This window comes from Nocardia gipuzkoensis (genome assembly GCF_021183645.1).
Taxonomy (GTDB): domain Bacteria; phylum Actinomycetota; class Actinomycetes; order Mycobacteriales; family Mycobacteriaceae; genus Nocardia; species Nocardia abscessus.
Window position 1 is genome coordinate 1,275,341 of the sequence record NZ_CP089225.1, and the last position, 13,608, is coordinate 1,288,948.

At 69.2% G+C, this 13,608-nt stretch carries 10 protein-coding genes; 4 read left to right on the forward strand and 6 right to left on the reverse strand.

Translation table 11 applies throughout. The features are described 5' to 3' along the window. Positions 1 to 145: 145 nt before the first annotated feature. From LTT66_RS05940 to glgP, 4 genes are all read right to left on the reverse strand, one after another. Complete coding sequence (locus tag LTT66_RS05940; RefSeq protein WP_233064997.1) at positions 146 to 544, reverse strand: RidA family protein; 399 nt, start codon at positions 542 to 544, stop codon at positions 146 to 148. 138 nt (positions 545 to 682) lie between these two features. Continuing rightward, positions 683 to 1,216: a DoxX family protein gene (locus LTT66_RS05945; RefSeq protein WP_233064999.1), complete on the reverse strand. Its 534-nt coding sequence runs from the start codon at positions 1,214 to 1,216 to the stop codon at positions 683 to 685. A 163-nt stretch (positions 1,217 to 1,379) separates the two neighbouring features. Beyond that, positions 1,380 to 2,741, reverse strand: coding sequence for an NCS2 family permease (locus LTT66_RS05950; protein ID WP_195103388.1), 1,362 nt, complete (start codon positions 2,739 to 2,741; stop codon positions 1,380 to 1,382). Between the two features lie 106 nt (positions 2,742 to 2,847). Next, the gene (gene glgP, locus LTT66_RS05955; protein WP_233065001.1) at positions 2,848 to 5,421 is read right to left on the reverse strand and encodes an alpha-glucan family phosphorylase; all 2,574 of its coding nucleotides are present in this window, start codon (positions 5,419 to 5,421) and stop codon (positions 2,848 to 2,850) included. A gap of 295 nt (positions 5,422 to 5,716) precedes the next feature. Between glgP and LTT66_RS05960 the strand changes: the two genes are divergently transcribed. From LTT66_RS05960 to glgB, 4 genes are all read left to right on the forward strand, one after another. Beyond that, a complete protein-coding gene (locus tag LTT66_RS05960; protein ID WP_233065003.1) occupies positions 5,717 to 6,160 on the forward strand; it encodes a hypothetical protein in 444 nt (147 codons plus the stop codon). 175 nt (positions 6,161 to 6,335) lie between these two features. After that, positions 6,336 to 6,977, forward strand: coding sequence for a LysE family translocator (locus tag LTT66_RS05965; RefSeq protein ID WP_233065012.1), 642 nt, complete (start codon positions 6,336 to 6,338; stop codon positions 6,975 to 6,977). A gap of 99 nt (positions 6,978 to 7,076) precedes the next feature. Then, a complete protein-coding gene (locus LTT66_RS05970; protein ID WP_233065014.1) occupies positions 7,077 to 9,080 on the forward strand; it encodes an alpha-1,4-glucan--maltose-1-phosphate maltosyltransferase in 2,004 nt (667 codons plus the stop codon). Then, complete coding sequence (glgB, locus tag LTT66_RS05975; RefSeq protein WP_233065016.1) at positions 9,077 to 11,230, forward strand: 1,4-alpha-glucan branching protein GlgB; 2,154 nt, start codon at positions 9,077 to 9,079, stop codon at positions 11,228 to 11,230. The genes LTT66_RS05970 and glgB overlap by 4 nt, the downstream gene beginning before the upstream one ends. A gap of 350 nt (positions 11,231 to 11,580) precedes the next feature. Here the strand turns inward: glgB and LTT66_RS05980 are convergent, their stop codons facing one another. Both LTT66_RS05980 and LTT66_RS05985 read right to left on the reverse strand, forming a co-directional pair. Then, positions 11,581 to 12,432 carry a tetratricopeptide repeat protein gene (locus LTT66_RS05980; protein WP_233069024.1) on the reverse strand — a complete coding sequence of 284 codons (852 nt, stop codon included), beginning with the start codon at positions 12,430 to 12,432 and terminating at the stop codon, positions 11,581 to 11,583. A gap of 61 nt (positions 12,433 to 12,493) precedes the next feature. After that, positions 12,494 to 12,862, reverse strand: a complete 369-nt coding sequence (locus LTT66_RS05985; RefSeq protein WP_372478629.1) for a DUF3817 domain-containing protein — start codon at positions 12,860 to 12,862, stop codon at positions 12,494 to 12,496. Between the last annotated feature and the right edge of the window lie 746 nt (positions 12,863 to 13,608).

Consider the following 13,608-nt stretch of genomic DNA (forward strand, 5'->3'; position numbering starts at 1 on the left):
GGCATCTACTTCCAGACGGAAGTAGATTATGGATCGGTACTTCGGTGTACCCCCAATTCCCGCACCGAATGTACCGACCGGTCCCCGCGCCAAGCCCTGCACGCGGCGCGGGGCCATCACCTGGCCCCGGCCCCACCGTGGTATCTCAGCCGCGCACGGCCACCGCGTCGACCTCGAACAGCATGCCCGGCAGCGCGAGCGCGGCCACGCCGGTCAGCGTCTGCGCGGGCGGCCGCTCACCCCAGATCGCCGCGATCTTCTTGCCGAGCACGGCCAGCTTGTCCAGATCGTGGTCGACGATATGCGTCCGCAATTGCGCCACGTCCGCGAAGTCCAATCCCGCCGAGCGCAGGGCGATTCCGAGGTTGGCGAACGCGTTGTCCACCTGAACCGCGAATTCCGTGCTGGTGGTGCGCCCCTCGGCGTCCGAGTCGTACTGCCCCGCGATGAACACCAACTCACCGCGCGCCACTGCCACGTGGCTGTAACCGAAGCCGGTCGGATCGTGCAGTTCACCGGGGTTGCTGATTTCGACGCCCATCATTTCTCCTCGCTCGGTCGACAAGTGCTGCAACATCACGACGACGATCCAGCACTCCGAGGTGTGACATGACGAAGGACACAAACGACCGCGGCGCGGCGACCGAGGTCACCGCGCCGCGAATCCGGCTGTGCCGCAGGCTCAGAGCGCCCACTTCAGGATCAGCGTGAGCACGCCCGTCACAACCGCGAGGATCAGCGCACCCGCACCCCACACGAATCCGTGGCGATCCCAGGGGCGCCCGGCATCCAACGAGAACTTGCCGGGCCCGGTGAAGGGCAGCGCCGCACCGACCACCGCGAACAGCAGGCCGATTTCGTAACCGCCGAACAGACCCATGGACCACGTGACGTTGATCGCGTTGATCATCGTGCCCAGCACGATCGCTCCAGCCAATGGCGTGAGCAGGCCGAGCAGCAGGAGCAGCCCGCCGCCGAGTTCGGTCAGGCCCGCCAGCGTCCCGAACACCTTGCCCGGGTTGTAACCCATCTGCTCGAAGCCGTCGGCGTTGGCCTGCAGGCCGGGCCCACCCCACCAGCCGAAGAGTTTCTGCGCCCCGTGCGCCGCGAGCAAGCCGCCGAAGACGACTCGCACGATCAGCAGGCCGATGTCGGTGGAGATTCCGTCCAACCCGGTGTCGGTGCCGCGTCGTTCCAGTACGGATTTGATGGTCATGCTGGTCCTCATCCCTGCAAGTCGTGCTCGGACATGATCGTTACCTCCGCAAAGAAGCGGACTGCGGTCCGATTCTTTCATCAAGAGGCCCAACTGCCCAACCCCTCGGTCTTATTCCACGGTCCGGTGGCAAGGATGGTTCAGCGCGCAAGCGAGCGGAAGGTTACTCCGCGAGGAAGAAGAAGTAGCCGAGGAACACCAGCATCAGGGCCCACATCGCCGGATGCACTTCCCTGAACCGGCCTTTCGCCGCCATGACCACCGGGTACAGCAGCATGCCCATGGCCAGGCCGTTGGCGATGGAGTACGTCAGCGGCATCATCACGACAGTGATGAACGCGGGCACCGAGTACTCCAGAAGATTCCAGTCGATCTGGCCGAGCGCGCGGGCCATCAGGATGCCGACCACGATGAGCGCGGGCGCGGTCACCTCGGCGGAGCCCGCGACCACCGCGAAGATCGGATAGCAGAACATCGCGACGAGGAACCAGCCCGCCGTGCCGACCGCGGTCAACCCGGTCCGGCCGCCCGCCGAGACGCCCGCCGTCGATTCCACGTAGGCGGTGGTGGTCGAGGTACCGATCACGGCGCCCGCCATGGTGCCCACCGAATCCGCCGCCAGCGCGCTCGCGGCACGCGGCAGTTTGCCGTCCTCGTCCAGCAGACCGGCTTGGTTCGCGACGCCGATCAGCGTGCCCGACGCGTCGAAGAAGTCGACGAACAGCATGGTCAGCACCACCACGGCCATCTGGCCGGTGAACGCGTCGGGCAGATGGACGACAGCCTGACCGAAGGTCTGCTCGAGCCCTTTCGGCGCGGCGAACACGCCCTTGGGCAGGTCGACCAAACCGCTGACGATGCCGACGATCGTGGTCAGCACGATGCCGTAGAGCACCGCGCCGTGCCAGCCCCGCACGAGGAACACCACGGTCACCAGCAGCCCGAACAGCGCGAGCAACGTGGTGCCCTTCGTGAAGTCACCCAGCGTGACCAGCGTCGCGTCGCTGTTCACCACGATCCCGGCGTTCTTCAGGCCGAGGAACGCCACGAACAATCCGATGCCGGCGCCGACCGCGAGCTTCAACTGCATCGGGATGGCATCGAGAATGCGCTCGCGGATCCTCGTCACGGCGAGGACGAAGAAGATGACGCCGGACAGCAACGTGCCCGACAACGCGACCTGCCACGGAATCCCCATGCCGAGCACCACCGTGTACGCGAAGAACGCGTTGAGCCCCATACCCGGCGCGAGCGCGATCGGATACCGGGCCCACAATCCCATGACCAGCGTGCCGAACACCGCCGCGACGGCCGTGGCGGTGAACACCGCCTGCATGGGAATGCCCTTGTCGCCCAGCGCTCCCTGATCACCGAGCACCGCGGGGTTGACCGCGAGCACGTACGACATGGCGAGGAACGTGACCGTTCCCGCCATGAGTTCGCGCTTGACGGTAGAGCCTGCCGACCGGACCCCGAAGTACCCGTCGAGGCGTCCTCGGGTCCGGTGCAGAACGTCGGTGACCATGGGTGACTCCAGTCGAGAACGATTCGGGCGTGCCAGGGCACGGTAGCCGACGGTTCACTGCCAGGGGCAACTCGCGACGGCCGCACCGTGACCAGCGCCACCGGCCTCAGGCGCTCGGGGCGGAGACCAGGCCCAGCTCGGCGTCGGAGGCCAGCAAGTCGTTGTGCGGCAGCACGCGCACGGTGTAGCCGACCGCTCCGGAGAGCGGGACCGGGGTGTCCACGGTGAACAGCTCGGCGCCGCCGTCCGACCCGCTGTGCGTCATCGGGACCGTCGTGGTGTCGGAGAGGTCGTCGGTCGCCGACACCCGGCCGAGCACCGCCTGCACCACCACATCCGACACGCTCAATCCGCCGAGTTCCACCCGCGCGGCCAGTGCCAGCCGCGCGCCGATCACCGGCGTATCCGGCAGGCCCGCGCTGTCCACCTGGATCACCTTCACCGCGGGCCACGCCGACTCCACCCGGTGGCGGTACTCGGCGATGGCGCCCGCGACCGCGAAATCGTCGGCCGTCGCCCGCTGATACGCCGCGGCGGCGGGAGCGTAGTACTCCACCGCGTAGTCGCGGACCATCCGGGAAGCCAGGACCTTCGGTCCCAGGGTCTGCAGAGTGTGGCGGACCATCTCGACCCAGCGCACCGGCATCCCGGCGGCGTCGCGCTCATAGAAGCGCGGGGCCACCGCACGCTCGAACACGTCGTAGAGCGCGGCCGCCTCCAAGTCGTCGCGGCGGTGCTCGTCACGGACGCCCGCCGCGGTCGGAATGGCCCATCCGTTCTCGCCGTCGTACATCTCGTCCCACCAGCCGTCCCGGATGGAGAGGTTGAGGCCGCCGTTCAGCGCGGACTTCATGCCGGAGGTGCCGCACGCTTCCAGCGGGCGCAGCGGGTTGTTCAGCCAGACGTCGCAGCCCCAGTACAGGTAGCGAGCCATCGACATGTCGTAGTCGGGCAGGAAGACGATCCGGTGCCGCACCTCGGGATCGTCGGCGAAGCGGACCACCTGCTGGATCAACGCCTTGCCGCCGTCGTCGGCGGGGTGGCTCTTGCCGGCCACCACCAGCTGCATCGGCCGCCGCGGGTCCAGCAGCAGGGCGCGCAGCCGCTGCGGGTCGCGCAGCATCAGGGTGAGGCGCTTGTAGGTCGGCACCCGGCGCGCGAACCCGACGGTCAGCACGTTCGGGTCGAAGACACCGTTCACCCAGCCGAGTTCGGCCTCCGCGGCGCCACGCTCCAGCCAGGACGCGCGCACCCTGCGGCGCACCTCGTCGACGAGGATGCCGCGCAGGGTATTGCGGGTCGACCACAACTCGGTGAGATCGACGTCGCGCAAGCGTTCCCAGCCGCGCCCCTCCTCGAGCAGTTCCGCGCCGATGTGCTCGCGCGCCTTGTCCACCCATTCCCGCGCGGCCCAGGTGGTGGCGTGCACACCGTTGGTGACCGAGCCGATCGGCACCTCCGCCGGGTCGAAGCCCGGCCACAGCGAGGCGAACATGGACCGGCTCACCTCGCCGTGCAGCTTCGAGACGCCGTTGGCGCGCTGTGCGAGCCGCAGACCCATGTGCGCCATATTGAAGACGGAGGGATCGGCTTCCCGGCCGAGCGCCACGATGCGGTCCACGGAAAGGCCGGGCAGCAGCGCGGATTCGGATTCGCCGTGCGCGCCGCCGAAGTAGCGGCGCACCATCGGCATCGGGAACCGATCGATGCCCGCCGGGACCGGCGTGTGCGTGGTGAACACCGTGCCCGCCCGCACGGCGGCCAGCGCGGAATCGAAATCCCGTCCGGCCGCGACGAATTCGCGGATGCGCTCGACGCCGAGGAAACCCGCGTGACCTTCGTTCATGTGGAAGACGTCGGGATCGGGCAGTCCGGCCGACGCGGTGTACGCCCGCACCGCGCGCACCCCGCCGATGCCCGCCAGGATCTCCTGGCGGATGCGATGCTCCTGGTCGCCGCCGTAGAGCCGGTCGGTGACCGCGCGCAGCTCAGGATCGTTCTCGGCGATGTCCGAGTCGAGCAGCAACAGCGGAACCCGGCCGACCTGCGCGATCCACACCCGCGCACGCAACACCCTGCGGTCGGGCATGGCCACGTGGATGAGCACCGGCGACCCGGCGGAGGTGAGTGCCCGCAGCGGAAGGCCCTGCGGGTCCAGCGCCGGATAGTGCTCGGCCTGCCAGCCGTCCGCCGTCAGGGACTGCCGGAAGTACCCCGAGCGGTACAGCAAGCCCACACCGATCAGCGGTATGCCCAGGTCGGAGGCGGCCTTGAGGTGGTCACCGGCCAGGATGCCCAGACCACCCGAGTAGTTCGGCAGAACCTCGGTGACGCCGAACTCCATCGAGAAGTAGGCGATGCCGCGCACGCCCTCCTCCCCGGCCCTGCGCTGGAACCAGCCCGGCGCCTCCAGGTAATCGCGCAGATCCGCCGCCGCCGCGTCGACACGAGCGACATAGCCGGGGTCGGCGGCCAGCTCGTCCAGCCGCGCCGCGGGTACCTCGCCGAGCATCCGGACCGGATCGTGCCCCATCTCCTGCCACCGCCGCGGATCCAGCGCGGCGAACAGGTCCTGCGTCGGCGGGTGCCAGGACCACCGCAGATTCGTGGCGAGCTCACCCAGGGCCGCCAAACGCTCGGGCAGATGGGCACGGACGGTGAATCGACGCAATGCCTTCATTGGGTAGAAACTACACGGCACCCACGGCGCCCGCCCTGCCTGACCACGACCCGGAACAACCTTCCGACCAGCGTGTTTCGTGATCGAGCGCGCCGAAGAAGGCCGCGCGCCCGATCTGGCGTAACGCTTTCTACCGTCACGGAACGGCCACGTGACGCGCCCGGCGCCGCCGGTCCCGCTACCCGATCGAGACCCGCGCTCGCTTGTGAACTCCGGAACGCGGGGCAAACCCACAAGCTGTGCGGACCAACCGGCCGCACCAAACCGAATCAGTACGGGAGTGATCGAGATGTGGATGACTGCACACCCAAATCGCGCCCGCGATGTGCGCTGGTCGCGCGCTGGAGCGGCCATCACGGGCTTCGGAGCCGTCACGGCTGCACTCGTTCTCGCCGCACCCGCCGCCGGGGCCGCCGTCACTACGGCGACGGCGAACTCGGCCCAAGGCATCAGTCTCGGCTTCGGGAACTACGGAACCAACTGCCAATACCGGGTGACGGCCACGGTGGACAACATCCCCTCCGCCGATTCCGTCCAGTTCTCCGACAGCGCCGCGGGCACCTTCTCCCCGAACCCCGCACCGGTGAGCGGCAACCAGGCCACCACCACCTGGATCCCTGACGCTGCCGGGCAGCACACCATTTCCGCTGTGCAAGGCGCCGGGCCGGTGTGGACCTCGCCGGCGATGACGGTGGGCGACGGAATCAACCTCGGCATGGCGTGCGTGGTCATGCCGTAGCGCTCGCTGCGCTTCGGAGTGGCAGGGTGAGCACCCAGGTGGCCACGCGCGCACAGCTCTTCGGCCGTGGCCGCCCGGGCCTCTCACGGTCTCCCCGACCGTGAATTGCCATCGTCACCGAACGGGGTGACGGAAATGTGTGGCCTGAGCAGGGCCGGGGTGACAGCATCGGTTGATGCCGCACTGGGTCGAGGTTCTTCCGCAATTCCTACCGGCCTGCCTGCTCCTCGCCGCACTGCCGGGACCGGCAACCGCCCTGTTCGTGCAGCGCGCTGTGCGTGACGGGCGCACCGCGGGTCTGGCAGCGGTGGCCGGAAACGAAATCGGCGTGCTCGGTTGGACGCTGGCGGGCGGGGCGGGGCTGTCCGTGCTGCTCGTCGCGAACCGAGCCATGAACACGGCCGTGCACGTCATCGGCGCGCTGGTCCTGATCTGGCTCGGCGTGCAGGCATGGCGAGGGGCGCGCGACGGCGACGAGTTCGGCGGCGCGATGACGAAGATGCTCCCCGCGGGTCGCACGCCCGCGGCCGCCTTCCGCGCCTCGCTGCTCTCGATCGCGGCCAACCCGAAGGCGGCGGTCTTCGGGTTGACGATCCTTCCCCAATTCCTGCCGTCCGACGGTCCGGTGCTGTCGACCGTGGTGATTCTGGCGCTCATCCAGTTGGTGGTCGACACCGCCTGGTGCGTGGGTGTGGTCGTGGTCGCCGACCGTGCGGGCGCCTTGCTGCGCCGCACCGGCATCCGGCAGCGCGTCGAACGCGCGCTCGGCGCGATCCTGGTCGCCCTCGGCCTCGGACTCGCCGCCGACGCGCGCTGAGTCGAACACCCAGCTCAGAGGTCAGGGCGGCGAGCCTCGGCGGCGAACGAAAAGCTCGCTGATCCGATCCGCACGCCCGGCTACCGGTAGGTTGGTCCCGTGACCGGCCGCATCGCTATCGATGACACTGCCCCGTCCATCCCCGGCGGCCGGCCCGCCAAAGCGGTGGTCGGCGAGGTTTTCCCCGTGCGCACCGTGGTGTGGCGCGAGGGGCACGACGCGGTCGCCGCCACACTGGTCGTCCGCGCGCCCGGCGCGTCGCGACCGATCCGCGTCCGCATGACGCCGGACTACGAGCCCGACGTCTTCAACGCGACCTTCACCCCGAACGCGCCCGGCGCGTGGACCTACCGCATCGAAGGCTGGAGCGATCCGATCGCGACCTGGCGATCGGCGATCGAGGCGAAGCTGGCCGTGGGGCAGAGCGCCGCCGATCTGGCCAACGACCTGGAATTGGGCGCCCGCCTGTTCGAACGCGCGGCCCAGGCCGTCCCGAAGCGGCAGTTCGAGCGCTTGCGCGCGGTCGCGGCCGCCCTGCGCGGCGACGACCAACTGCCCGCACGGGTGGCCCCGGCGTTCACCGAGGACGTCGCCGAGATCCTGCGCGCCACGCCGCTGCGCGACCTGGTCACCCGCGGGCCGCAGCACACCGTCCTGGTCGAACGGCACCGCGCGCTCTACGGCTCCTGGTACGAGTTCTTCCCCCGCTCCACGGGCGGACGCGACGCCACCGGCAAGCCGGTCCACGGCACCTTCGCCACGGCGGCCGAAGAACTTCCGCGCATCGCCGCCATGGGCTTCGACGTGGTGTACCTGCCACCCATCCACCCGATCGGCGAGGTCAACCGCAAGGGCCGCAACAACGCGCTCACCGCCGAGCCGGGCGACGTCGGCTCGCCGTGGGCGATCGGCTCGAGACACGGGGGCCACGATGCCGTGCACCCGGAATTGGGCACCGAAGCCGAGTTCGCCGAATTCGTCACGGCGGCGCGGCGGCTCGGCCTCGAGGTGGCGCTCGACCTCGCCTTGCAATGCGCGCCGGATCATCCGTGGGTGCAGGCGCACCCCGAATGGTTCACCACCCTGCCCGACGGCACCATCGCCTACGCGGAGAATCCACCGAAGAAGTACCAGGACATCTATCCCGTCAACTTCGACAACGATCCCGACGGCCTCTACGCCGAAGTGCTGCGCGTGGTCCGGCACTGGATCGCGCTGGGCGTCACGATCTTCCGCGTCGACAACCCGCACACCAAGCCCGCCGACTTCTGGGAGTGGCTGATCGCGAACGTGCGGCGCACCGACCCGGACGTCATCTTCCTGTCCGAGGCGTTCACCCGGCCGGCCCGGCTCTACGGGCTGGCCCGGCGCGGATTCAGCCAGTCCTACACCTATTTCACCTGGCGAGTGGCCAAGTGGGAGCTGACCGAGTTCGGCAAGGAACTCGCCGCCAAGGCCGACGAGGCCCGTCCGAACCTCTTCGTGAACACCCCGGACATCCTGCACGAGAGCCTCCAGCACGGCGGGCCGGGCATGTTCGCCATTCGGGCCGTCCTGGCCGCCACCCTCGCACCGACCTGGGGCGTCTACTCCGGTTTCGAACTGTTCGAGCATCAGGCGGTGCGTCCGGACAGCGAGGAGTACCTCGACTCGGAGAAGTACGAGCTGCGGCCGCGCCCGTTCGCCGAGGCGCTCGCGCGCGGCGAATCGCTGGAGCCCTGGCTGACCAGACTCAACGAGATCCGCCGGGCCCACCCGGCCTTGCAACAACTGCGCTGCCTGCATTTCCACCATGTGGACAACGACGCGCTGCTCGCCTACTCCAAGATCGACCCCGCCAGTGGCGACGCGGTGCTGGTCGTGGTGAACCTCAACCCGTACGGGGCCGAGTGGGGCATGCTCTCGCTCGACCTGCCCGCGATCGGCCGCGAGTGGCACGACCATCCGGTGGTGTACGACGAGGTCAGCGGCGAGGAATACCACTGGGCGCAGACCAATTACGTGCGGTTGGACCCCGCGCGTGCGGCCGCGCACATCATCACCCTGCCTCCGGTGTCGCAGCAGGCGCGCACCGAGCTGGCCTACCGCAGGACGCTGCGATGAAACGGCGCGACCTCATGCTGCTCGCGGCAGGCACCCATGCCGACCCGCACACCGTGCTCGGCGCGCATCCCCATCCCGACGGCACCGCCGTCCGGGTGCTGCGCCCGCACGCGGAAACCGTGTCGGTGCGCGTCGGCGGCGTCGACCATGCGCTGAAGTTCGTGGGCCACGGCGTATTCGCGGCGGTGCTGCCGTACCCGGAGATCATGGACTATCGCGTCGTGACGACCTATCCGGGCGGCCAGACTATCGTCGCAGCCGACGGCTACCGCTTCCTGCCCACGCTGGGCCCACTCGACCTGCACCTCATCGGCGAAGGCCGCCATGAGCGCCTGTGGGACGTGCTCGGCGCGCACCCGCGCCGCTACACCACCCTCGACGGGGACGTGTCGGGCACGTCGTTCGCGGTATGGGCGCCCAACGCGCGCGGCGTCACCGTGATCGGCGATTTCGACGGCTGGAGCGGCCACACCGCGCCCATGCGTGCGCTGGGCTCGTCCGGGATCTGGGAGGTCTTCGTTCCGGACGTCGGGCCCGGCGCCAAATACAAGTACCGCGTGCACGGCGCCGACGGACGGAGCGTCGACCACGCCGACCCGCTGGCTTTCGCCACCGAACACCCACCGGCGACGGCCTCGGTGATCACCGAAAGCCATCACGCCTGGGACGACCGCGCGTGGCTCGAGCGCCGCGCGTCCACCGACCCGACCCGGGCCCCGATGAGTGTCTACGAGGTGCACCTCGGTTCGTGGCGGCCCGGCCTGGGCTACCGCGAGCTGGCCGAGCAGCTCGCCGAGTACGTGCAGTCCGCCGGATACACCCACATCGAGTTGCTCCCCATCGCCGAGCATCCGTTCGGCGGATCGTGGGGTTACCAGGTCACCTCCTACTACGCGCCGACGGCGCGATTCGGTTCCCCGGACGACTTCCGCGCGTTCGTCGACCGGATGCACGCGGCGGGTATCGGCGTCCTGCTGGACTGGGTCCCGGCGCACTTCCCGCGCGACGAGTGGGCGCTGGCCCGCTTCGACGGCACCCCGCTCTACGAACACGCCGACCCGCGCCGGGGCGAGCAACTCGACTGGGGCACCTACGTGTTCGACTTCGGCAGGCACGAGGTGCGCAACTTTCTCGTCGCCAACGCCCGGTACTGGATCGAGGAATTCCACATCGACGGCCTGCGCGTCGACGCGGTCGCCTCCATGCTCTATCTCGACTACTCCCGCGCCGACGGCGAGTGGGAGCCCAACGTGCACGGTGGCCGGGAGAATCTGGAGGCCGTCGACTTCCTGCAGGATCTCAACGAGACCCTGCACCGCCACCATCCCGGCGTCGTGACGATCGCCGAGGAGTCCACCACCTGGCCCGGCGTCACTCGTGGCACCGACGTCGGCGGTCTCGGCTTCACCATGAAATGGAACATGGGCTGGATGCACGACACCCTCGGGTTCCTCGGCCGCGACCCGGTGCACCGCTCCTGGCACCACAACGAGGTCACCTTCTCGCTGGTCTACGCCTGGAGCGAGAACTACGTGCTGCCGATCAGCCATGACGAGGTCGTGCACGGCAAAGGCACCCTGTGGACCAGGATGCCGGGTGACGATTTCGCCAGAGCCGCGGGTGTGCGGGCGCTGCTGGCCTACATGTGGGCCCACCCGGGTAAACAGCTGCTGTTCATGGGCCAGGATTTCGGCCAGTTCCGGGAGTGGTCGCACGATCGCGGCCTGGACTGGCAGGAACTGGACAATCCACTGCACCAGGGCATCAGCGCGCTGGTGCGGGACCTGAACGCGGTCTACCGCGCCCACCCCGCCCTGTGGAGCCAGGACACCACCCCGGGCGGCTATGCCTGGATCGAGGCGAACGACCACACGAACAACGTGCTGGCGTTCCTGCGCCACGGCTCCGACGGCTCCGTGGTGGCCTGCGTCTACAACTTCTCCGGGTCGACGCACGACGGATACCGGGTCGGCCTGCCACACGCGGGCCGCTGGCTGGAGATCCTCAACACCGACGCCGCGGACTACGGCGGCTCCGGCCTCGGCAACCTGGGCGAGGTGACGGCGACCGACCAGCCGTGGCACGACCGGCCGGCCTCGGCCGCGGTGACGCTCGCGCCGCACAGCGCGGTCTGGCTCCGCCCCGCGTAGCGGCTCACAGACCGCTTCGTCAACAGCACCGAACGTGCGCCCGCTCCGCCGCACCGGCACGGCGAGCCATTTTCTGCGTACGCGACCCGGAGCACGTGCCGCAGGCGCTCCACGTCAGGCGCGGCGAATGGATCGACAGCGCGGCCCGACCGAGAACCGGGTGGGTATCGAACGGCAGGTTCACTCGCTCGAGTGATCGAGCAAGGGTGCGCGGGCAGGTAGCTCACGGCTGACCAGCTCGCCGCGCGCCCCCGCCAGGAACAACCGTGCGACTGGGGCGAGCCGCGGCGATCCGTTTCGCGACCGCGCCGCGCGCAACTCAGTCGCGCGGTGGTCTCAGTGCGGTGGACTCAGTACAGCGCGGCGGCCAGCTTGCGGCGTGCGGCCACGACGAACGGCTCGGCCTGGTCGAAGAGCTCGAACAACTCGAGCAGCCGAGTACGCGCCTTGGTGCGGTCGTCGCCGGAGGTCCGCTTGACGACGGCGATCAGCCGGTCGAAGGCCGCCTCGGGCCGCTGCTGGAACAGTTCGAGATCGGCGGCCCGGATCGCGGCCTCGACATTCGACGGGTCGGCGTCGGCGTCGGCGATGGCCGACTCCGGCAGCTCCTGCGCCCGAGCCAGGAACCGCAGCTGGCGCAGCGCGCCCTTGGCCTCCTCGTTCGCGGGCTCGGCGTCGAGAATCGCTTGGTAGGCGGCCTCGGCGCCGGCCAGGTCACCCCGCTCCAGCGCCGCCTCGGCCGCCGCGAAACGCGGGTCCTCGGCAGGCTGCTGCTGCGGCTGCCCGCCGCCTTCCAGCTTGCCCGCCACCGCGTCGACCACCGCGTCCAGCCACTGCCGCACCTGCGGCTCCGGCTGCGCGCCCTCGAAATCGGCCAGCGGCTGCCCGGCCGCGATCGCGATCACCGTCGGAATGCCTTGCACCCGCAGCGCCTGCGCGATGCGCATGTTGGCCTCGGCCTCGACGGTAGCCAAGTCCCAGGTGCCCGCATCGGCGGCCACCAGACGCTCCAGCGTCCGGACCAGTTCGACGCTGCCCGGGCTGCGCTGCGAATACAGCACGACCACCACGGGCACCTGCATCGAACGACGCAGAACCCTGGTCTCGAAGTCGGCCTCGGACACCGCGTGGTCGCCGTCGGCGGCTGCGCCCGCGCCTCCCGCGGGCTGCTTCAGGCTGGACAGATCGACCGCCCCGGACATGGCGGCGGCGACAGCGGGCGAAGGACGGCGTGCGGCTGGTCGATTCACGACTTCCAGTTTGTCACGACGTGGCGGATGCGGGCGCCCCGGACTCGGCCGAACCGGCGACACTCAGCTCACCCAGCTGACCCGTGCGCACCGCCCAGACCTCGAACAGCACCGTGCAGAACGGCGGGATGCTGGACAGCAACGCGAGAGCGGTGGTCTTGAGGTTCCAGCCCAGCTCGCGCGCCGCCACGATCGCGCTGATCACGAACAGCACGAACACGATGCCGTGCGTCATGCCGAACACCTTGACCGGCCACAGCACCGGCTCGGGAATCCGCTTGAACACCATGCCGATGATCAGCAGAAACCAGGAGATCGCCTCGAGCACCGCGATGAAACGAAACCGCTTGGCCACCGTGCTCAGGTCGAAGACATTGCCCATGCGCCCCATTCTGCCGGATGCACTACGCACTGTCGTAGTGAGCTGTGTCTAATTTCCAGCGCCTGCGGCGCTGGGTGTTCGCGGCCCCCTGGTGGTTCGCGTCCGAGCAACCGCCGCTGGCGACTTCGTCGCGGCCCCCTGGTCGCTCGGACGCGAGCCGGGCCGCGAACGGACAATGCTCGGTCTCGCTTCGCTCGAAACCTGTGGTCGGACTGTGGTGGTCGCGTAAACGATGCCCCTGCGGACCCGAGGTTCGCCGTCCATAGTGGCCGAACGAACGCTGCTGGCGACCTCGACACAGCACTTCTCTGAGGTGCGGGGAAATGGCGCATGACTCGAAATCTGCAGGCCGAGCCGGACATGGCCATAAGGGCGGGAGCGACATGCGGAGCGCAAGTTCACCGCGGGCGGGAGACAACCACTGCCGACAACTTCGCCATCGACACAGCAGTCCTTCGAGCTGCGGGCCGCGAACGGCACACACTCGATCTCGCTCCACCCAAAAATTTCCGGTCGGGCCGACCCGGCCACGCAGGGCGGCAGTAACACGCGGAGCAGGGTTCACTATGGGCGGGAGGCAACCACTGGTGAGGACTTCGCCACCGACACAGCGATCACTCCAGCGCAAGCCGGTCGCGAAGGACACAGCTAGGGCTCGCTTCCCCCGAAAGCGGCGGCGGGCCGACGTGGGTGGTGACCTAGGGATCGCTGTTCGTAGTTGGTGCGGCGACCGCTGCTCGTGACAC

Coding starts and splice junctions, on each gene's coding strand:
- LTT66_RS05940 (WP_233064997.1), bottom strand. CDS start 544: ATGATGGGCGTCGAAATCAGCAACCCCGGTGAACTGCACGATCCGACC.
- LTT66_RS05945 (WP_233064999.1), bottom strand. CDS start 1,216: ATGACCATCAAATCCGTACTGGAACGACGCGGCACCGACACCGGGTTG.
- LTT66_RS05950 (WP_195103388.1), bottom strand. CDS start 2,741: ATGGTCACCGACGTTCTGCACCGGACCCGAGGACGCCTCGACGGGTAC.
- glgP (WP_233065001.1), bottom strand. CDS start 5,421: ATGAAGGCATTGCGTCGATTCACCGTCCGTGCCCATCTGCCCGAGCGT.
- LTT66_RS05960 (WP_233065003.1), top strand. CDS start 5,717: ATGACTGCACACCCAAATCGCGCCCGCGATGTGCGCTGGTCGCGCGCT.
- LTT66_RS05965 (WP_233065012.1), top strand. CDS start 6,336: ATGCCGCACTGGGTCGAGGTTCTTCCGCAATTCCTACCGGCCTGCCTG.
- glgB (WP_233065016.1), top strand. CDS start 9,077: ATGAAACGGCGCGACCTCATGCTGCTCGCGGCAGGCACCCATGCCGAC.
- LTT66_RS05980 (WP_233069024.1), bottom strand. CDS start 12,432: ATGTCCGGGGCGGTCGATCTGTCCAGCCTGAAGCAGCCCGCGGGAGGC.
- LTT66_RS05985 (WP_372478629.1), bottom strand. CDS start 12,862: ATGGGCAATGTCTTCGACCTGAGCACGGTGGCCAAGCGGTTTCGTTTC.